Origin of the sequence: Collinsella sp. AM29-10AC, from assembly GCF_003469085.1 — a bacterium.
Taxonomy (GTDB): domain Bacteria; phylum Actinomycetota; class Coriobacteriia; order Coriobacteriales; family Coriobacteriaceae; genus Collinsella.
Genome location: NZ_QSKB01000004.1, coordinates 51283 through 68429, shown reverse-complemented (window position 1 = coordinate 68429; position 17147 = coordinate 51283). Strand labels below are relative to the sequence as shown.

At 59.4% G+C, this 17147-nt stretch carries 24 protein-coding genes; 23 read left to right on the top strand and 1 reads right to left on the bottom strand.

The annotated features are described in order from the left end of the window. The first annotated feature begins 19 nt into the window (after window positions 1-19). The 23 genes from yqeB to DW754_RS02320 all read left to right on the top strand — a co-directional run bounded on the left by yqeB (window position 20) and on the right by DW754_RS02320 (window position 14621). Window positions 20-814 (top strand): selenium-dependent molybdenum cofactor biosynthesis protein YqeB, encoded by a 795-nt coding sequence (yqeB, locus tag DW754_RS02430; protein WP_117758832.1) that lies wholly within the window; start codon window positions 20-22, stop codon window positions 812-814. 9 nt (window positions 815-823) lie between these two features. Then, window positions 824-1867 (top strand): XdhC family protein, encoded by a 1044-nt coding sequence (locus tag DW754_RS02425; RefSeq protein WP_117758833.1) that lies wholly within the window; start codon window positions 824-826, stop codon window positions 1865-1867. 325 nt (window positions 1868-2192) lie between these two features. After that, window positions 2193-2750, top strand: coding sequence for a 50S ribosomal protein L5 (rplE, locus tag DW754_RS02420; RefSeq protein ID WP_006235260.1), 558 nt, complete (start codon window positions 2193-2195; stop codon window positions 2748-2750). A 79-nt stretch (window positions 2751-2829) separates the two neighbouring features. Next, window positions 2830-3015, top strand: coding sequence for a type Z 30S ribosomal protein S14 (locus DW754_RS02415; protein ID WP_022094280.1), 186 nt, complete (start codon window positions 2830-2832; stop codon window positions 3013-3015). A gap of 119 nt (window positions 3016-3134) precedes the next feature. After that, window positions 3135-3533: a 30S ribosomal protein S8 gene (gene rpsH, locus DW754_RS02410; protein WP_006235262.1), complete on the top strand. Its 399-nt coding sequence runs from the start codon at window positions 3135-3137 to the stop codon at window positions 3531-3533. A gap of 33 nt (window positions 3534-3566) precedes the next feature. Further along, entirely contained in the window at window positions 3567-4103 is a 537-nt protein-coding gene (gene rplF, locus DW754_RS02405) for a 50S ribosomal protein L6 (protein ID WP_006235263.1), read from the top strand. A 75-nt stretch (window positions 4104-4178) separates the two neighbouring features. Next, on the top strand, window positions 4179-4547 hold the full coding sequence (rplR, locus tag DW754_RS02400) for a 50S ribosomal protein L18 (protein WP_006235264.1): 369 nt from the start codon (window positions 4179-4181) through the stop codon (window positions 4545-4547). A 14-nt stretch (window positions 4548-4561) separates the two neighbouring features. Next, window positions 4562-5086, top strand: a complete 525-nt coding sequence (gene rpsE, locus DW754_RS02395) for a 30S ribosomal protein S5 (protein ID WP_055252236.1) — start codon at window positions 4562-4564, stop codon at window positions 5084-5086. 2 nt (window positions 5087-5088) lie between these two features. Further along, a complete protein-coding gene (gene rpmD / locus DW754_RS02390) occupies window positions 5089-5271 on the top strand; it encodes a 50S ribosomal protein L30 (RefSeq protein ID WP_006235266.1) in 183 nt (60 codons plus the stop codon). A 3-nt stretch (window positions 5272-5274) separates the two neighbouring features. Then, window positions 5275-5724: a 50S ribosomal protein L15 gene (gene rplO / locus DW754_RS02385; RefSeq protein WP_006235267.1), complete on the top strand. Its 450-nt coding sequence runs from the start codon at window positions 5275-5277 to the stop codon at window positions 5722-5724. Then, window positions 5718-7004 carry a preprotein translocase subunit SecY gene (secY, locus tag DW754_RS02380; protein WP_089573561.1) on the top strand — a complete coding sequence of 429 codons (1287 nt, stop codon included), beginning with the start codon at window positions 5718-5720 and terminating at the stop codon, window positions 7002-7004. The genes rplO and secY overlap by 7 nt, the downstream gene beginning before the upstream one ends. A gap of 18 nt (window positions 7005-7022) precedes the next feature. Then, window positions 7023-7649, top strand: coding sequence for an adenylate kinase (locus tag DW754_RS02375; protein ID WP_006235269.1), 627 nt, complete (start codon window positions 7023-7025; stop codon window positions 7647-7649). Further along, on the top strand, window positions 7646-8434 hold the full coding sequence (gene map / locus DW754_RS02370; protein ID WP_006235270.1) for a type I methionyl aminopeptidase: 789 nt from the start codon (window positions 7646-7648) through the stop codon (window positions 8432-8434). Before DW754_RS02375 ends, map begins: the two co-directional genes overlap by 4 nt. 104 nt (window positions 8435-8538) lie before the next feature. After that, entirely contained in the window at window positions 8539-8757 is a 219-nt protein-coding gene (infA, locus tag DW754_RS02365; protein WP_035137443.1) for a translation initiation factor IF-1, read from the top strand. Between the two features lie 150 nt (window positions 8758-8907). Next, window positions 8908-9021 (top strand): 50S ribosomal protein L36, encoded by a 114-nt coding sequence (gene rpmJ, locus DW754_RS02360; protein ID WP_006363204.1) that lies wholly within the window; start codon window positions 8908-8910, stop codon window positions 9019-9021. A 14-nt stretch (window positions 9022-9035) separates the two neighbouring features. Continuing rightward, window positions 9036-9410, top strand: a complete 375-nt coding sequence (gene rpsM / locus DW754_RS02355; RefSeq protein ID WP_022094275.1) for a 30S ribosomal protein S13 — start codon at window positions 9036-9038, stop codon at window positions 9408-9410. Window positions 9411-9424: 14 nt separating this feature from the next. After that, window positions 9425-9829 carry a 30S ribosomal protein S11 gene (gene rpsK / locus DW754_RS02350; protein WP_006235274.1) on the top strand — a complete coding sequence of 135 codons (405 nt, stop codon included), beginning with the start codon at window positions 9425-9427 and terminating at the stop codon, window positions 9827-9829. A gap of 19 nt (window positions 9830-9848) precedes the next feature. After that, entirely contained in the window at window positions 9849-10445 is a 597-nt protein-coding gene (gene rpsD, locus DW754_RS02345; protein WP_006235275.1) for a 30S ribosomal protein S4, read from the top strand. A 32-nt stretch (window positions 10446-10477) separates the two neighbouring features. Then, complete coding sequence (locus tag DW754_RS02340; protein ID WP_006235276.1) at window positions 10478-11419, top strand: DNA-directed RNA polymerase subunit alpha; 942 nt, start codon at window positions 10478-10480, stop codon at window positions 11417-11419. Between the two features lie 30 nt (window positions 11420-11449). Continuing rightward, window positions 11450-11932, top strand: coding sequence for a 50S ribosomal protein L17 (gene rplQ, locus DW754_RS02335; protein WP_089573564.1), 483 nt, complete (start codon window positions 11450-11452; stop codon window positions 11930-11932). Window positions 11933-12024: 92 nt separating this feature from the next. Then, a complete protein-coding gene (gene truA / locus DW754_RS02330; RefSeq protein ID WP_117758834.1) occupies window positions 12025-12849 on the top strand; it encodes a tRNA pseudouridine(38-40) synthase TruA in 825 nt (274 codons plus the stop codon). 203 nt (window positions 12850-13052) lie between these two features. Continuing rightward, entirely contained in the window at window positions 13053-14051 is a 999-nt protein-coding gene (locus tag DW754_RS02325) for a glycosyltransferase (protein WP_147336376.1), read from the top strand. 132 nt (window positions 14052-14183) lie between these two features. Then, a complete protein-coding gene (locus DW754_RS02320; protein ID WP_006235280.1) occupies window positions 14184-14621 on the top strand; it encodes an arginine repressor in 438 nt (145 codons plus the stop codon). A gap of 184 nt (window positions 14622-14805) precedes the next feature. Here DW754_RS02320 and DW754_RS02315 read toward each other — a convergent pair whose 3' ends face one another. Beyond that, complete coding sequence (locus DW754_RS02315; protein WP_117583036.1) at window positions 14806-17004, bottom strand: transglycosylase domain-containing protein; 2199 nt, start codon at window positions 17002-17004, stop codon at window positions 14806-14808. Between the last annotated feature and the right edge of the window lie 143 nt (window positions 17005-17147).

Genomic DNA, 17147 nt, shown 5'->3' with positions numbered 1-17147 from the left:
ACAGGGAGGTGCCCCGGGAATGCTCGTTTATGTTCGCGGCGCCGGCGATATCGCCACGGGCGTCGCCGCTCGCTTGGTGCGCTCCGGCGTGTCGGTCGTTATGGCCGATATCGCGGTTCCCACGTGCATCCGTCGCACAATCTGTTTTTGCGAGGCCATTCGCCTGGGCGAGGTCGAGGTCGAAGGCATTCGCGCTCGCTTGGCACAGACGCCGGCTGAGGCGCTTGCGATTACCGAGGCTGGAGACGTCGCCGTTGTAGTGGACCCCCAGGCCAAGATGCTCGGCGAGTTGAAACCCGTGGCTGTGGTCGACGCGATTTTGGCTAAGCGCAACTTGGGCACCACGCGCGACATGGCGCCTGCCGTCATCGCCGTGGGGCCGGGCTTTACCGCGCCGGTTGACTGCGACGCCGTGGTCGAGACCATGCGTGGGCATTTCCTGGGCCGTGTCATTACCCAAGGTTCGCCCCAGCCCAACACGGGCGTGCCGGGCATTATCGCCGGCTATGGCAAGGAACGTGTTATCCACAGCCCCGCCGCCGGCGTGTTTCGGTCCGACCGCGCAATCGGCGACATCGTGAGCGCCGGAGACGTGATTGGCTACGCGGGCGATACGCCCATGTGCACGCAGATCGATGGCTGTCTGCGCGGGCTTTTGGCGAACGGCGTGCAGGTGACTGAGGGCTTTAAATGCGCCGATGTCGATCCACGCGGCGATGCCAGCTATATCAACTACATTTCGGACAAAGCGACGTCGGTCGGCGGCGGCGTGCTCGAGGCACTCGCTATGCTCACCGATGTCTTTAGAGGATAGAAGGCGGCAATGGAAAAGCTCGATGTTGTGAATGCGGCGCTTGCCGCCCTGCGTGCTGGCGAGACGTGCGAGCTGGTGGTAGTGGCCGGTACGGCGGGGTCGTCCCCGCGCGGTGTGGGCGCATGGATGACTGTCTTTGCCGATGGCAGCCAAGCGGGCACTATCGGCGGCGGCAAGATTGAGCTCTTTGCGCTGGACGAGGCGCGCGAGCTGCTGGCCGGGGGTAAATCGCGTCTGGTCCGCTACACCATGGGCGGCGAGAACTCCGATACCGGCATGATTTGCGGCGGAGCCATCTGCCTGTGCTACCTGCATCTGGATGCGACCCAGGCACCGTTGTTCCAGTCGGTTGCCGACGTCTTGGCCTATCGGCGCATCGGCGACTTCGCCATCGACTTTGAACCGTTTATCGCAAGTGCGCTCGAAGGCGATGTTGCCGAATACCATGGCGAGGAGTCGCGCCGCACCATAATGGGCTGCCCCGAGCTTTCGCTGGTGGAGGAGGGGAGTAAGGTCACCTACACCAACGCGGCCTCCGAGATTCCCGCGGCGCACATCGAGACGCTCTGCCCCGAGGGCCTGACCTATATCTTTGGCTGCGGCCACGTGGGTGCTGCGACGGCGCGGGTGCTCACGGCGGCGGGCTTTGCCGTCGTGGCTTGCGACGACCGCCCCGGCACACTGACCCCCGAATGGGTGCCCGGTGTCTACGACCGTCGTCTGGTCGACTACAAGAACCTGAGCAAGCAGTGCCCCATCGGCCCGCGTGACCTAGTGGTCGTCGCCACGGCGGGTCACAAGTCCGATATCGACGTGGTGATTCAGGCCATGCACGCCAAGCCCGCCTATCTGGGCTGTCTGGGTTCGCGCCGCAAGACGGCCTTTGTGCGCGCCCGCCTGGAGCAGGAGGGCTTTACGCAGGACCAGATCGACGAGCTGCACCTGCCGATCGGTGTCGCCATCGAGGCCGAGGACCCCGAGGAGATCGCCATCTCCATCGCTGCCGAGATGATCCACCTGCGCCGCACCAAGCTCGTCCCCCGCAAGCGCTAATCGCATCCCCATATATGAGTTGCGGTGAAATACGGACTGTTAAAGCCTGTTAAGCCGTCAAACGGTCCCTATTTCACCGCAACTGCCATTTTCCTCCGTCCCCTAGGGATCAATATGTGCGGGGGAGTTGTGGAGTTGTGCAGGCAGACGAGGTTTTTCTGGAAATACGCTCCCGATGCGCGTATAGTACCGATTGTTTTGTCGGCTCCTGCTGCGTCGAGTCCAAACCGCGAAATGCCATGAGCGGCGCGGATGCAGCCAGGAGGCACGAGGACAACCCATCGTGGCCACGCCCCGTGCTTAAAACCCCAAAAAGGAGTGAACAATGGCAGAAGAGAAGTATGTGCCGCGTCTGAAGACCAAGTACAACAACGAGGTCAAACAGCAGCTTCAGGACAAGTTCCAGTACGAGAACGTCATGATGATCCCCAAGTTTGAGAAGATCGTCGTGAACATGGGTGTCGGCGAGGCCGCTACCGATTCCAAGGCCATCGACGGTGCCGTGCGCGACCTGCGCGCCATCACCGGCCAGCAGCCGATGATCACCCGTGCCCGCAAGTCCATCGCTACCTTCCGCCTGCGCGCTGGTATGCCGATCGGCTGCAAGGTTACCCTGCGTGGCGACCGTATGTGGGAGTTCTTCGATCGTCTGACCTCCGTCGCGATCCCCCGTATCCGCGACTTCCGCGGCATCTCGGCCAAGAGCTTCGACGGCCGTGGTAACTTCTCCATGGGCGTCACCGAGCAGCTCATCTTCCCCGAGATCGACTTCGACTCCGTCGATCACCAGCGTGGTATGGACATCACTTTCGTGACCACCGCCAACACCGATGAGGAGGCCAAGGCCCTTCTGGACGCCTTCGGTTTCCCGTTCAAGAAATAGGTTCACCTGCCCTATGAGCGCCGTTCCCACAAGGGGGCGGCGCTTGGGGCGAACAATACTCTATGTGAGGAGGATATAAGTGGCTAAGACATCGATGATCGTCAAGTGCAATCGCAAGCAGAAGTTCTCTACTCGTGAGTACACGCGCTGCCAGCGCTGCGGCCGTCCGCACTCTGTGTACCGCAAGTTCGGCCTGTGCCGTGTCTGCTTCCGCGAGCTTGCACTCAAGGGCGAGCTTCCCGGCGTTAAGAAGGCCAGCTGGTAAGTCACTACCAGCGTTTCAAGCATCAGTTTGGAACAGGGAAAACGCGCTAAAAAGGCTTTGCCGTTAAGGGCGGCGAAGAACCAAGAGCACGTGTTCATCAAGAACGAAGGAGAATCTGTATGAACCTTACAGACCCGATCGCAGATATGCTTACGCGCATCCGTAACGCTAACTCTGTGAACAAGGCCACGGTCTCCATGCCGAGCAGCAAGAAGCTCGTCGAGATCGCTCGTGTTCTGCACGAGGAGGGCTACATCGAGGGCTACGATGTCGAGGACACCGTTCCCCAGAAGACTCTGCACATCACGCTTAAGTATGGTCCCAAGAAGGCTAAGGTCATCAACGGCATCCGCCGCATTTCCAAGCCGGGCCTGCGTAAGTACACCGGCGTTGCCGACATGCCCCGCGTCCGCGGTGGCCTTGGTACCGCCATTATTTCCACCAGCCATGGCGTCATGACCGACCGCGATGCTCGCAAGCACAACGTCGGCGGCGAGATCATCGCTTACGTCTGGTAATTCGCTCGGTAGGTAGAAGGAAAGGAGATCACCGTGTCTCGTATCGGTAATAAGCCTGTCCAGATTCCCGCCGGAGTCGAAGTGGCAGTCAACGGCAACAACGTTGTCGTCAAGGGCCCCAAGGGCCAGCTCGAGCTCGATGTCTTTGAGAAGCTCGCTATCAACGTCGAGGACAACGTCCTCACCGTTTCCCGTCCCGACGACGAGCGTGAGACCCGTGCCCGTCACGGCCTCACCCGCGCCCTCATCCACAACATGGTTGTTGGCGTTTCCGAGGGCTTCGAGAAGAAGCTCGAGCTCGCCGGCGTCGGTTACCGCGTGCAGCAGAAGGGCAAGAACCTCGAGTTCTCCCTGGGCTTCTCGCACCCCGTGATCGTCGAGGCTCCCGAGGGCATCACCTTCGAGGTTCCCGACAACACCCACGTGAACGTCAAGGGTATCAACAAGCAGCAGGTCGGTCAGATCGCCGCTGAGATCCGCGGCCATCGTCCTCCCGAGCCTTACAAGGGCAAGGGTATCCACTACGTTGGCGAGCACATCCGCCGCAAGCTGGGTAAGGCCGCCAAGTAGTCGTAACCGACTCACTCGCATAAGACCAGCACCCCGTCAGGTGCTGGCAAGATCAACCTTTTTAGGAGTTTACGTATGAACAAGCATAAGGCGAAGCTGGAAGGCCTCAAGCGTCGTCAGCGTCGTGTTCGCGGCAAGGTCTCGGGTACCTCCGAGCGTCCGCGTCTTCGCGTGACCCGTACTAACGCCAACATCTATGCCCAGATCATCGACGACAGCAAGGGCTCCAGCCTGACGCTCGTCTCTGCCTCGACCCTCGAGGCCGAGTTCAAGGGCACCCACACCTCGAACAAGGAGGCTGCGGAGAAGGTCGGTCAGCTCGTTGGCAAGCGCGCCATCGAGGCCGGCATCACCAAGGTCGCCTTCGATCGTGGTGGCCGTATCTACCATGGCCGCGTCAAGGCCCTCGCCGACGGTGCTCGTGCCGCCGGTCTCGAGTTCTAGGAGGTATGTAGCACATGGCTCGTAATCAGAAGCAGCAGCGCGAGGCCTCCGAGTTCGAGGAGCGCGTCGTTTACATCAACCGCGTGTCGAAGACCGTCAAGGGTGGTCGTCGCATGAGCCTCGTCGCTCTCGTCGTCGTTGGCGACGGCAAGGGCAACGTCGGCGTTGGCATGGGCAAGTCCGCTGAGGTGCCCCTGGCCATCTCCAAGGCGTCTCTCGATGCCAAGAAGAACATGTTCCACGTGCCGGTGACCGAGCAGGGCACCATCCCGCACGAGGTTCTCGGCCACTTTGGTGCCGGCCGCATCATCATCAAGCCCGCTGTCGAGGGTACCGGCGTTATCGCCGGCGGCGCTGTGCGTCCCCTCTTCGAGCTTGCTGGCATCAAGAACGTCCTGTCCAAGTCCCTCGGTACCGACAACGGCCTCAACATCATCAAGGCTGCCGTCGAGGGCCTCAAGGAGCTCTCCAGCCCTGAGGACGTCGCGGCTCGCCGTGGCCTGACGGTCTCCGAGATGTTCGTCGGTAAGGAGAACTAAGCATGGCTGACACCATCAAGATCAAGCAGGTCCGCAGCACCAACGGTTGCAAGCAGGACCAGGTCCGTACTGTCCGTGCCCTCGGTCTCCACAGGATCCGCGAGGTTCGCGAGATTGCTGACAACGAGTCCGTCCGCGGCATGATCTTCAAGGTCAAGCACCTTGTCGAGATTGTAGAGGAGTAGCAAATGCAGCTTCACGATCTTACTCCCGCGCCCGGTTCCACCAAGAACCGTAAGCGCGTCGGCCGTGGCAATTCTTCGGGTCACGGCACCACTTCTGGCCGCGGCCAGAAGGGCCAGGGTTCCCGCTCTGGCGGCACCAAGGGTGCCGGCTTCGAGGGTGGCCAGACTCCGCTGGCTATGCGCCTGCCCAAGCTTCCGGGCTTCCGCAACCCCCGTCGTATCGAGTACACCGCTGTTAACGTTGAGCGTCTCGAGCGTAAGTTCGAGGATGGCGCTGTGATCGACGGTGCCGCTCTTAAGGCCGCTCGCATCACCAAGAGCGAGTTCGAGCCCGTCAAGGTGCTCGGCAATGGTGAGCTCACCAAGAAGTTCACGGTCAAGGTCGACAAGGTCAGCGCTTCTGCGCAGGCCAAGATCGAGGCCGCCGGCGGAAAGGTCGAGCTGCCGTGCTAAATGGTCTTAAGAATGCTTTCCGCATCAAAGAATTGCGCGAAAAGATTCTTTTTACCATAGCTATGCTCGTCGTGTACCGCATTGGTGCGCACGTTCCTGTGCCCGGCATTCCCTTCCAGGGGATGCTGGGCCTTTTCTCGACCGATAACAATTCGGTCGCCGCAGGTGCTATGGCCCTCCTGAATCTTTTCTCTGGCGGCGCGTTGAGCTATGTGTCGGTGTTTTCGCTGGGCATCATGCCTTACATCACCAGCTCGATCATCCTCCAGATGCTCCAGGCCGTCGTGCCTTCCCTGCATGAGCTTGCCCGCGAGGGCGAGGTCGGTCAGACCAAGATTACGCAGTATTCGCGTTACCTCACCTTGGCTCTGGCAATCCTCAACTCCGTGGGTTACCTCTTCCTCTTTAAGAGCTTCGGCATCAGCTTTAATGGCGCCGGCGCTCCCGAGATCATCTTCGACCTCATGGTCGTCGGCACGCTCACTGCGGGCGCCATGCTGATCATGTGGATTGGTGAGCTCATCACCCAGCGCGGTATCGGCAATGGCATGTCGCTGATCATCTTTGCGAACATCATGGCCGGTCTGCCGCAGGCTATCTTCTCCAGCACCGAGGGCAATGCCGGTGGCATCATCACCATGGTGATCATCTGCGCCATCATCCTGCTGGTTATCCCGCTGATCGTTTTCCTTGAGCGCGGCCAGCGCCGCATTCCGGTCTCCTACGCCAAGCGCGTCGTGGGCCGTCGCATGATGGGTGGACAGACCACCTACCTGCCCATCAAGGTCAACACCGCGGGCGTCGTGCCGATCATCTTCGCTTCGGCGCTGCTGTACTTCCCGGCTCAGATTGCCGTGTTCTTCCCCGGCATCGGCTGGATTCAGGCAGTTGCCTCTGCGCTTTCGACCGGTTGGCTCAACTGGGTGCTTAACGTTGTCCTCATCGTGTTCTTCGCGTACTTCTACACCTCCATGGTGTTCAACCCCGATGACACGGCCGATAACCTTAAGAAGCAGGGCGGCTTTATTCCGGGCGTGCGTCCGGGTAGGGCTACCGCGGCCTACATCAAGAACGCGCTCAACAAGATTACGCTTCCCAGCGCTGTCTTTTTGGCGCTCATCGCCATCGTGCCTTCGATCATCTTCTCCTTCACGGGTAACCATCTGATCCAGGCATTTGGCGGCACGTCCATCCTCATCATGGTCGGCGTCGTGCTCGACACGGTCGATAAGCTCGAAGGCCAGATCAAGATGTATGATTACGATGGATTCTTTAAATAGGCTAGAGGAGGATTGCTCATGAACCTCGTATTGCTCGGAGCTCCGGGTGCCGGTAAGGGCACCGTCGCACAGGAGCTCGTCGCCGAGTTTGGCGTCGCCCACATTTCCACGGGCGACCTGCTGCGTGCTGCCGTCAAGGGCGGCACCGAGCTTGGTATTCAGGCTAAGAAGTACATGGACGCTGGCGAGCTCGTTCCCGACCAGCTCGTGATCGACCTTGTCAAGGAGCGCCTTGCCGCCGATGACGCCCAGCAGGGCTTCATTCTCGACGGCTTCCCGCGCAACACCGCCCAGGCTGTGACGCTCGATTCCGAGCTCTCCGCCATGGGTCGCGAGATCGATTGCGCCCTTCTGGTCGATGTGGCCCCCGAGGTCATTATCGATCGTCTGTCTTCGCGTCGCACCTGCCGCGCCTGCGGTTACACCGGCACTGCTGCCGATGCTACCTGTCCCAAGTGCGGTGGCGAGATGTATCAGCGCGACGACGACAAGCCCGAGACCATCAAGAACCGTCTCGACGTCTACGAGAAGTCCACGAGCCCGCTCGTCGACTACTATCGTGGCCAGGGTCTGCTCAAGTCGGTCAACGGTGACCAGGCTCGCGAGACCGTGTACGGGGATGTCAAAGAGGCTCTCGGTCTATGATCAAGATTAAGTCTGCAACGCAAATCGAGCAGATGAAGAAGGCAGGAGCGCTATCTAAGATGGCGCTCCGCCACGTTGGAGCCATGGTGCGCCCTGGTGTTTCGACCTTTGAGCTCGATCAGCTCGCGGAGCAGATTATCCGTATGCATGGCGGCACCCCGGCCTTTAAGGGTTACGGCGGGTTTCCCGGTACCATTTGCGCATCGATTAACGATGCCGTGGTCCACGGCATTCCCAACCCCGACATGATCCTGCGCGATGGCGATATCATTTCCATCGATACGGGAGCCGTTGTCGACGGTTGGGTCGGCGATAACGCTTGGACGTTTTTTGTCGGCACACCCACGCCCGAGGCCAAGGCCCTGTGCGAGGTTACGCGCGATTGCCTTAAGGCTGCCATCGAGCAGGCTGTTCCCGGTAACCATATCGGGGACGTCGGTTATGCCGTTCAGTCCCTCGCTGAGTCTCACGGTTACGGCGTGCTTCGCGACTATGTGGGCCATGGCATTGGCCGCGTGATGCACGAGGACCCCAACGTTCCTAACTATGGAAAGAAGGGGAGGGGCGTTCGCCTCCAGGCTGGCATGGTCATTGCCATCGAGCCGATGGTTACGATGGGTTCCAACCATGTGAGCACGGGCTCCGACGGTTGGATTGTTACGACCAACGACCACCTGCCCGCCGCGCACTACGAGAACACCGTCGCCATTACCAATGACGGTCCGGTGATTCTCACCACCGACGCGCAAGGTGCTTGGTGTTCGCTCCAAGGCGGAGAAATGTAACAAGTTTCATTTAGTTGTGGAGCCATTACGAAGTTATTACGATGCGTGCATACGTGTTGTAGAATACTCAATCGCTGTCGTTTTCTAGAGAAAGATGATTGCTTGTGAAGAAGGAAGACGCAATTGAGCTCGAGGGTACGGTAAAGGAACCGCTGCCCAACGCCATGTTTAAGGTCGAGCTCGAGAACGGTCATTCGGTTCTGTGCAACATTTCTGGCAAGATCCGAATGAATTACATCCGTATTCTCCCCGGTGACAGGGTTGTCGTGGAGCTTTCCCCGTACGACCTGACCCGCGGCCGCATCACCTATCGCTACAAATAGCGGCACGCATACACGCACTCCATTTCCGACTGCAGGCTTAGCTCAACCTACGGTCGGATTGTGTGTGAAGACCAGCCATAGTTTTAAACGCCTGCGGCTGGGCGAGTAGATAGTAGGGAAGTAGTTTGAGCGCTACCGAAAGGAAGAACGATGAAGGTACGTCCTTCGGTCAAGAAGATGTGCGATAAGTGCAAAATCATTAGGCGCCATGGCAAGGTCCTCGTTATTTGCGAGAACCCCCGTCATAAGCAGCGTCAGGGTTAAGAGAGGAGACTACGTTGGCCCGTATTAATGGTGTCGACCTCCCGCGTGAGAAGCGCGTTGAGATCGGTCTGACCTACATTTACGGCATCGGCCGCACCACTGCGACGAAGATCTGCGTCGAGTGCAACGTTAACGTGGATACGCGCGTTAAGGACCTCACCGAGGATGAGGTTAACGCCATCCGCGATTATATCGATAAGAACCAGATCATGGTTGAGGGCGACCTCCGCCGTGAGCGCAACCAGAACGTCAAGCGCCTTATGGACATCGGCTGCAACCGCGGCCTTCGTCACCGCAAGGGCCTCCCGGTCCGCGGCCAGCGCACCCACACTAACGCTCGTACCCGCAAGGGCCCGAAGCGTCAGATCGGTGCTAAGAAGAAGAAATAAGGAGCGCTAGATAGATGGCTACTGCTAAGAAGAACGTTCGCGCTGCCCGTCTGAAGCGCGCGGACCGTAAGAACATTTCCGTGGGCCAGGCTCACATTCGTTCTACGTTCAACAACACGATCGTTTCGATCACCGATCCCCAGGGCAACGTCATTTCCTGGAAGTCGGCTGGCCAGGTGGGCTTCAAGGGCTCCCGTAAGTCCACGCCGTTCGCTGCCCAGATGGCTGCCGAGGCTGCTGCCAAGCAGGCCATGGAGCACGGCATGAAGAAGGTTTCCGTCTTCGTCAAGGGCCCCGGCTCCGGTCGTGAGACCGCCATCCGCTCCCTCCAGGCTGCTGGCCTCGAGGTCTCGAGCATCCAGGACAAGACCCCCATTCCGCACAACGGCTGCCGCCCCAAGAAGCGTCGCCGCGTGTAACTGAAAGGATCGTATCAATATGGCAATCGACAGGACTCCTGTTCTTAAGCGCTGCCGTCAGCTCGGGATCGATCCCGCTGAGCTCGGTTACAGCAGCAAGAAGGAATCTATCCGTCAGCCCAAGCGCCGTCGCAAGGAATCTGAGTACGGCATGCAGCTGCGCGAGAAGCAGAAGGTCAAGTTCATCTATGGCGTTCTGGAGAAGCAGTTCCACGGCTACTTCAACAAGGCCCGCAAGATGAACGGCGTCACCGGTGAGAACCTCATGATCATCCTTGAGTCTCGCCTCGACAACGTCGTCTTCCGTCTTGGCTTCGCCCGTACCCGCAAAGAGGCTCGTCAGTCCGTCCGTCACGGTCACTTCACCGTGAACGGCAAGCGCGTGGACATCCCGTCCTACCGCGTCAAGGCCGGCGACGTCGTCGCTGTCGGCGAGAAGTTCCGTGACCTCCTCCCCATCAAGGAGGCCCTGATTTCCTCCGAGCGCTTTGAGGTCCCTGGCTGGCTCGAGGTCGATATCGAGAAGCTGTCTGGTAACGTGCTCGCTCTGCCGACGCGTGAGCAGATCAGCGGTGATATCAACGAGCAGCTCATCGTCGAGCTCTACTCTAAGTAGTCCATCCGGGCTGCTGAGGCTGGAGGTAATACATGTCAGAATTCATTAGGCCTCAGGTTCAGGTCGAAGAGATCAACGAGACGTCTGCTCGTGTCTCCGTCGAGCCGCTCGAGCGTGGTTACGGCGATACGCTGGGTAACTCCCTTCGTCGCGTTCTTCTGTCCTCGCTCGAGGGTGCCGCCGTCGAGGCTATTCAGATCGATGGTGCGCAGCACGAGTTCATGACCATCCCTAACATGGTCGAGGATGTCACCGACATCGTCCTGAATGTCAAGGGTCTTGTCTTCAGGGCTCTCGGCACGACCGACGAGGCGACCGCCACCATCTCGGTTGACGGCCCCTGCGAGGTCACCGGTGCGGACTTCTTTATTCCGTCCGAGTTTGAGCTGGTCAACCCCGAGCAGCACATCGCTACGCTCACCGAGGGTGGCCATCTCACCATGAGCATGCGCATCGGCTATGGCCGCGGCTATGTCTCTGGCGAGGCCAACAAGCGCGACAACGATCCCATCGGTGTGATCCACGTCGACTCGCTGTACTCGCCGGTTTCCCGTTGCGCCAAGCTCGTTGAGGCTTGCCGTGTCGGTCAGCACACCGACTACGACCGCCTTGTCCTCGAGATCGAGACCAACGGCTCCATCGCCCCGCGCGACGCCGTGGTCCAGGCTGCCAATATCATCAATCAGCATATGGCCGCCTTTATGAACCTTGCCGAGACCCCCGAGGTTGAGGAGGAGGCTTCGATCTTCGCTCCCGAGGTCACCAACGACAACGCCGAGCTGGACAAGCAGATCGAGGATCTGGACCTTTCCGTCCGTTCTTACAACTGCCTTAAGCGCGCCAGCATTCACTCGGTCCGTCAACTCGTTGAGTTCTCGGAGAACGATCTGCTCAACATCCGTAACTTCGGTGTTAAGTCGATCGAGGAAGTGAAGGACAAGCTTGAGTCCATGGGCCTGAGCCTGAAGGCTTAATGCTTCGCATATTTGAGGAGAAACTAGACCATGCGTCACAACGTTAAGAAGGGCCTGAAGCTCGGCACCGATGCGAGCCACACCAAGGCCATGAAGAAGAGCCTTGCTAAGGCCCTCTTCGAGAACGACCGCATCAAGACCACCGAGACCCGTGCTAAGGCGCTGCGTTCGGTCGTCGACCCGATCATCACTTGGGCCAAGAAGGGCGACCTGCACTCTCGTCGTCTGGCTATCGCCAAGCTCGGCGATAAGCAGCTCGTTGCCGAGATTTTCGACAAGGCTGCTCAGGGCATGTGGCAGGACCGCAACGGCGGTTACACCCGCATCATGAAGCTCGGTAACCGTAAGGGCGACAACGCTCCCATCGTTATCATGGAGCTCGTCACCGAGCCTTGCACGCCTAAGGCCAAGAAGGCTGCTCCGGCCCCCAAGAAGGCCGCTGCTCCCAAGAAGGTCGAGGCTGTCGAGGAGACCGCTGCCGAGGAGGCTCCTGCTGAGGAGACCGCTGAGTAGACATTCCGTCTGCATAGGCTATATTCGAGGGGTACGTTCGCGTACCCCTCTTTTTTTGTCGCGATACCGTTGCTTGTTTGTTGGGAGCGCCCATGACTGCGCCGTCTGATTCCAATTCGATTTCCGAGCTTGACGCCACGCTCGTATTTCGCGTGGCCTATGATGGCTCGTCGTATAGCGGATTTGCCGAGCAGCCGGGACAGACGACGGTTGCGGGTGAGCTACGTCGAGCCATCGAGACGCTGCTTCGCCGCCCGATCGATCTGACGTGCGCGGGGCGTACCGATGCCGGCGTGCATGCCGTGGCTCAGTACATCAGCGTGCCCGTAACGGACGCTGAGCTCGCTTGTACGCGCCGTAGGTGGCTGCGGGCTATGGATGCCCTGCTGCCCAAAGATATCGCCATTAACGAGGTCTACAAGGCCCGTAAAGGCTTTTCTGCGCGTTTTGACGCGCGTTCCCGTACGTATACATACCGCATTGCCGATCGAGATGCGCGCCCTGTGCTGTCCCGCGGTGCCGTGTGGTGGCATCGCTATCCCTTGGATGTTGAGGCTATGTCTGCTGCCTGCCCCGCACTGCTGGGCGAGCAGGACTTTAAAAGCTTTTGCAAGGTCGCTTCGGCCGTTGGCAAGCCCACGCATCGCTGCGTGATGCGTGCCGAATTTGGCCATGAGGTTGCGTTTGGCGAGGACATCCTGACGTTCACCATCGAGGGCAATGCGTTTCTGCATTCGATGGTCCGTACGATCGTGGGCACGCTTGTCGAGATTGGCATGCATCGCCGTGAACCCGAGTGGATGCGCGAGGTTATCGATGCTTGCGACCGTACCGCTGCGGGCCCCACGGCTCCTGCCTGCGGCCTTACGTTTATGGCAGTGGATTACGATCCCGCCGAGCTTGTCGTGCTCGACTAGGGGAGGGCTCGACGTGTCGTGCGTCGACACCTGTCATCTGTGGGCTGCGCGTGTGCAACATCTGTTCTTGGCGTGCAATGCAACCGGTGTCTCATTGCTTTTATTGCCGGGGTGTACCATGAACCACGGTTTGATTCATTGCTGTCGAGAGGACGGATAATTTGGTTCGACGTGGCTCGCATCCGCGACTTTCGGTGATCCTTGTGGTAGAAGGTTCGCCCAGCTATGCGATGCGTGCGCTCGAGAGTATCCAGAACCAAGACCTCTACGATTTGCAGATTGTCGTTGTCTGCCGCGATGCTGCGTCCGGTGTGCGCCATTCGCTTCAAGTTGCTGCCGACAGGGACATCCATATTGATTTGATTGACGTCGAGGACGCGAAGCGCGGTGCTTGTCTTCGTGCCGGTTTTGCTGCCTCGCGCGGCTCTCAAATCATCGCTATGAACGCCGATGAGTGGTTTGCTCCGCAATCCCTTTCCAAGATGGTCGATATCGCGTGCGATACTGCGGCAGACATAGTGTTCCCTACGGTGTCGCTCGACCGCTATGATGCACATCGAGAGCGCCATTCGCGCGTCTTGGATGCTGCTTCTATTGCTATTGAAGACAAGTCTTCGATGGTGGCCGGGCTGCCCCAGTTGATTTTAGGCGGCCTAGTCGTTCAGACCTCTGGCGTGATGTATAGCCGTCCGCTGTTTGAGGCATGCCTGTCGCACGGCAAGGCGCACCGTACGGTTGAGTTTATGGCATATGCGCTCTCGCAGGCACAGCGCGTCTCCGGCTGCGGCGACGCTTGTTTCCACGCGGCGGCGCCTAAGCTTACAGATGCCTTTGATCCCACCATGTATGCCAAGGTATCCGATGACACCCGGGCGCTCGACGAGCTTGCGGACTCACTCTCGGAAGCAGATAGCGGTGGTCGGGTCAAGCTGGCAAGCCAAAAGTTCTACTTTGCCGGACTGGTCGCCTGCATCGAGAATTTGTGTCTGAGCCCGCATGGAGTGTCGTCAATCGAGCGTTCCGCCCGCATGCGTGATATGCTCGAGGCGCCTCGAACCCGTCAGATGGTCGCCGCGCTCAAGGATAACCATCGGGGGCTCGGTCTGTTGTTTGGGCCGATCGCCAGCGCTAAGCCCGCGCGCTGCGTGATGTGTACGCATCTGGCAGCTTTTCTTAACCGGACGGGCGCAAAAACCGCCTAAACGGCTCATTACGAAACAAACTTGCATAGAATTGTTTCGAAATGCGTTCTTATACACAAAAGCCTTCAAATAGCGTTAAACTATTCAATCACTGATTGATTGTCTCCGCCATCTTTTGGAGAGAGGGTTTGTATGGCTAAAAAACGCAATGGGCGCCAAGATGCCATTAGAGATATTGTGCGCAATAAGGATGTCCGCACGCAGCGCGTGCTGGTCGATGAGCTCCGTGCTATGGGCTTTGATTGCACGCAGGCGACTGTCTCTCGCGATATTGCCGACATGGGGCTGCGTAAGCTCCCTGAGGGCATCTATGTTCTGGCAGAGGACTTGCACCTGCAGCGTATGGTTTCCGAGCTCGTAACGGGCGTTCTGCGTACCGATAATCTGGTTATGATCAAGGCTCAGCCTGGCACGGCTTCCGGCATCGCCGCCGCCGTTGATGCGGCAGAGTTGCCCGATGTGCTTGGCTCGCTTGCCGGCAACGATACGATTTTGGTTATTGCCCAGACGGCCGAGGACGGCGAGCGTCTCGAGGCGCTGATCAATAAGTTGAGCAATTCTCGCAAGTAGGTGTGCGGGTCGTGCGCTCGGCATTGTGTGCGCTGACATAGTGGCTTGTAAGGGGTATCGACGTTGGTCGGTACCTCTTTTTGTTTGCCGGTATAAAGACCGCCCACCAGGTCGCTTCAAACTAAAAGGCCCCGAGCAGTTCAATAAGCTGCTCGGGGCCTTGTTGGCTTTAGTCGCGTACTTCTTAGCCGACCGTATCGTCAGGCGTGGGCGAGGGGTCGGGAGTGGGCGTAGGCGTAGGCGTGCCGCCATCGCCGCCGGTCGAACCACCAGTGGAGCCGCCCGTCGAGCCACCGGTCGTACCGGTGCCGCCGGTGGTGTCGCCGCCCGTGGTCTCGGTGGTCGTGGTCGTCGTGGTAGTCGTTGTGGTGGTTTCCTCTTCCTCTTCCTCTTCGTCCTTGTCCTTGTCGTCGTTCTCCGACTTCTTGGTGTTGTTGGTGCCGTAGAACTTCCAGACGCTGTTGTTCTTGTAGGTGGGCGCCGTTCCGGTCGCAAACTCCTCGCGCTCGGTACCGGTCAGAACGGTGTTCATAAACCGCTTAAAGACAGGCAGGTTGGTGCTGTCTCCCAGCAGGTCCGTGCCGTACTTTTGGATGGGGATCTCGCCCGCGGAATAGCCGGTCCACAGGGCGCATGCCAGCTGCGGGGTATAGCCGCAGAACCACAGGTTGGTGGTGTTGTCGGTGGTGCCCGTCTTGCCGGCATAGGGCTGGTTGACACTCAGGGCGCCGGCAGCACCCGTACCGCTGCCCTTCATGACGCCGGACAGAACATCGGTGACCGCGGCGGCCTCGCCCTCGGTAAGCACCTGTGAGGGATTGTCGGTGTGCTGGTACAGCACCGAACCGGTACGAGAGTCAATCTCGGTGATGGCGATCGGCTGGCGATAGTAGCCGCCGTTGGCAAACGTCGCGTAGGCGGCGGCCATCTCGAGCGGCGAGATCGAGCCGGTGCCGAGGGTCATGACGGGAACGTCCTCGATGTTGTCCTTGGCGGGGTCGATGCCGAGCTTTTTGACGAGCGAGATGATCTTGCTGTTGCCGACGGCTTCCGCCACCTGGATGTAGCCGGTGTTGGAGGAGTATGCCGTCGCCTGCTTGAGCGTGATGTTGCCATAGCTCTGGTTGGCGTAGTTTTGTACCTCGGTTGTGGTGCCCTTGGCCTTGAGCGGCGAGTTGCAGTTGAGGGTGACGTTGGGGTTCATGCCGTTTTGGATGGCAGTTGCCAGCGTAAAGGCCTTAAAGGTGGAGCCGACGGGACGCTTGGCCGTGGCATGGTTTACGTGGTTCTCGTCGGCGTTGTAGTCGTAGCCGCCCACCATGCACTTGATGTAGCCGGTCTTGGGGTCGACGACGACCATGCCCATGTCCAGGCCGTCAAGCGAGAGCGTGTCGAGCTGCTCGCGGACGGCATTCTCTGCCACCTGCTGCATCGTGGGGTCGATGGTGGTCTTGACGGTCAGGCCGCCCTTAAAGAGCACGTCGGTCGAGAACTCCTGCTCCAGTAGCTGCTTGACGTAGGAGACAAAGTAGGGCTGCGAGTATACGTCGACGCCGCTGCCCGAGATTTCGGTCACGTTGAGGGTGATGGGCTCGGCCTGTGCGGCATCGTGCTCCTCCTGGGTGATGTGGCCCAGGCGCAGCATGTTGTCGAGAACCTTGTTGCGGCGAGACAGTGCCAGATCGGGGTTGACCGTGGGGTCGTACTGCGAAGGCGAGTTGGGAAGGCCGATGAGCAGCGCGGCCTCGCTGAGGGTGAGGTCGGCGGCGCTCTTGGACAGATAGGTCTCGGCTGCGGCCTCGATGCCGTAGGCGCCGTGGCCGTAATAGATGGTGTTGAGGTACATCATGAGGATCTCGTCTTTGGAGTACATGTCCTCCATCTTGATGGCGATGTAGGCCTCGCGCACCTTACGCTCAATGGTCGAGTCGAACTGCTCCTCCTGCAGGATGGTGTTGCGCACAAGCTGCTGGGTGATAGTCGAGGCGCCTTCGTGCCCGCCACCGAGGGTTGCCACCGCAGCACGCGCGATACCCCACAGGTCGATACCGCCGTGCTCGTAGAAGCGCTCGTCCTCGACGTCAACGGTGCCCTGCAGCACGTAGGGGGAGACCTCGTCCTTGGTGATAGACTTGCGGTTTTGCGTGTAGAAGCTCGCGATCTTGTTGCCGTTGCAGTCGACGATCTCGGTGGGCTCGCTCACCAGATACGCGTTGGCGTCGGTGTAGTCGGGCAGATCGGACAGCCAGCGGTTGACGTTGCCGACCATGCCGATGCCAAATGCCACGCCCGCAATCAGCAGAAAGCCCAAAAACGAGAGCAGGATTATGGGCAGAGCATGCGTCTTTGAACGGCTGCGTCCCTGTCGTTGGCGAGGACCCATATATTGACCTCCAGGTATGTCGTGCCGGACGGTGGATGTGCCGTCGGGGCAGGATGGACATAAGTTATTACACGATAAACCAAACGGGGCGCGCGAGGCCTCGTGTATGCTGGAAGACGGCATTTTTCAGAGTGAATGCATAC

What these genes read in the sequence shown, in the direction of transcription:
- DW754_RS02320 (WP_006235280.1), top strand. Translation starts at nt 14,184, where the DNA reads ATGGCTAAAAAACGCAATGGGCGCCAAGATGCCATTAGAGATATTGTG.
- rpmD (WP_006235266.1), top strand. Translation starts at nt 5,089, where the DNA reads ATGGCTGACACCATCAAGATCAAGCAGGTCCGCAGCACCAACGGTTGC.
- rpmJ (WP_006363204.1), top strand. Translation starts at nt 8,908, where the DNA reads ATGAAGGTACGTCCTTCGGTCAAGAAGATGTGCGATAAGTGCAAAATC.
- rpsK (WP_006235274.1), top strand. Translation starts at nt 9,425, where the DNA reads ATGGCTACTGCTAAGAAGAACGTTCGCGCTGCCCGTCTGAAGCGCGCG.
- yqeB (WP_117758832.1), top strand. Translation starts at nt 20, where the DNA reads ATGCTCGTTTATGTTCGCGGCGCCGGCGATATCGCCACGGGCGTCGCC.
- rpsH (WP_006235262.1), top strand. Translation starts at nt 3,135, where the DNA reads ATGAACCTTACAGACCCGATCGCAGATATGCTTACGCGCATCCGTAAC.
- map (WP_006235270.1), top strand. Translation starts at nt 7,646, where the DNA reads ATGATCAAGATTAAGTCTGCAACGCAAATCGAGCAGATGAAGAAGGCA.
- DW754_RS02425 (WP_117758833.1), top strand. Translation starts at nt 824, where the DNA reads ATGGAAAAGCTCGATGTTGTGAATGCGGCGCTTGCCGCCCTGCGTGCT.
- rplR (WP_006235264.1), top strand. Translation starts at nt 4,179, where the DNA reads ATGAACAAGCATAAGGCGAAGCTGGAAGGCCTCAAGCGTCGTCAGCGT.
- rpsD (WP_006235275.1), top strand. Translation starts at nt 9,849, where the DNA reads ATGGCAATCGACAGGACTCCTGTTCTTAAGCGCTGCCGTCAGCTCGGG.
- truA (WP_117758834.1), top strand. Translation starts at nt 12,025, where the DNA reads ATGACTGCGCCGTCTGATTCCAATTCGATTTCCGAGCTTGACGCCACG.
- rpsE (WP_055252236.1), top strand. Translation starts at nt 4,562, where the DNA reads ATGGCTCGTAATCAGAAGCAGCAGCGCGAGGCCTCCGAGTTCGAGGAG.
- rplQ (WP_089573564.1), top strand. Translation starts at nt 11,450, where the DNA reads ATGCGTCACAACGTTAAGAAGGGCCTGAAGCTCGGCACCGATGCGAGC.
- DW754_RS02315 (WP_117583036.1), bottom strand. Translation starts at nt 17,004, where the DNA reads ATGGGTCCTCGCCAACGACAGGGACGCAGCCGTTCAAAGACGCATGCT.
- DW754_RS02340 (WP_006235276.1), top strand. Translation starts at nt 10,478, where the DNA reads ATGTCAGAATTCATTAGGCCTCAGGTTCAGGTCGAAGAGATCAACGAG.
- rplE (WP_006235260.1), top strand. Translation starts at nt 2,193, where the DNA reads ATGGCAGAAGAGAAGTATGTGCCGCGTCTGAAGACCAAGTACAACAAC.
- rplO (WP_006235267.1), top strand. Translation starts at nt 5,275, where the DNA reads ATGCAGCTTCACGATCTTACTCCCGCGCCCGGTTCCACCAAGAACCGT.
- DW754_RS02375 (WP_006235269.1), top strand. Translation starts at nt 7,023, where the DNA reads ATGAACCTCGTATTGCTCGGAGCTCCGGGTGCCGGTAAGGGCACCGTC.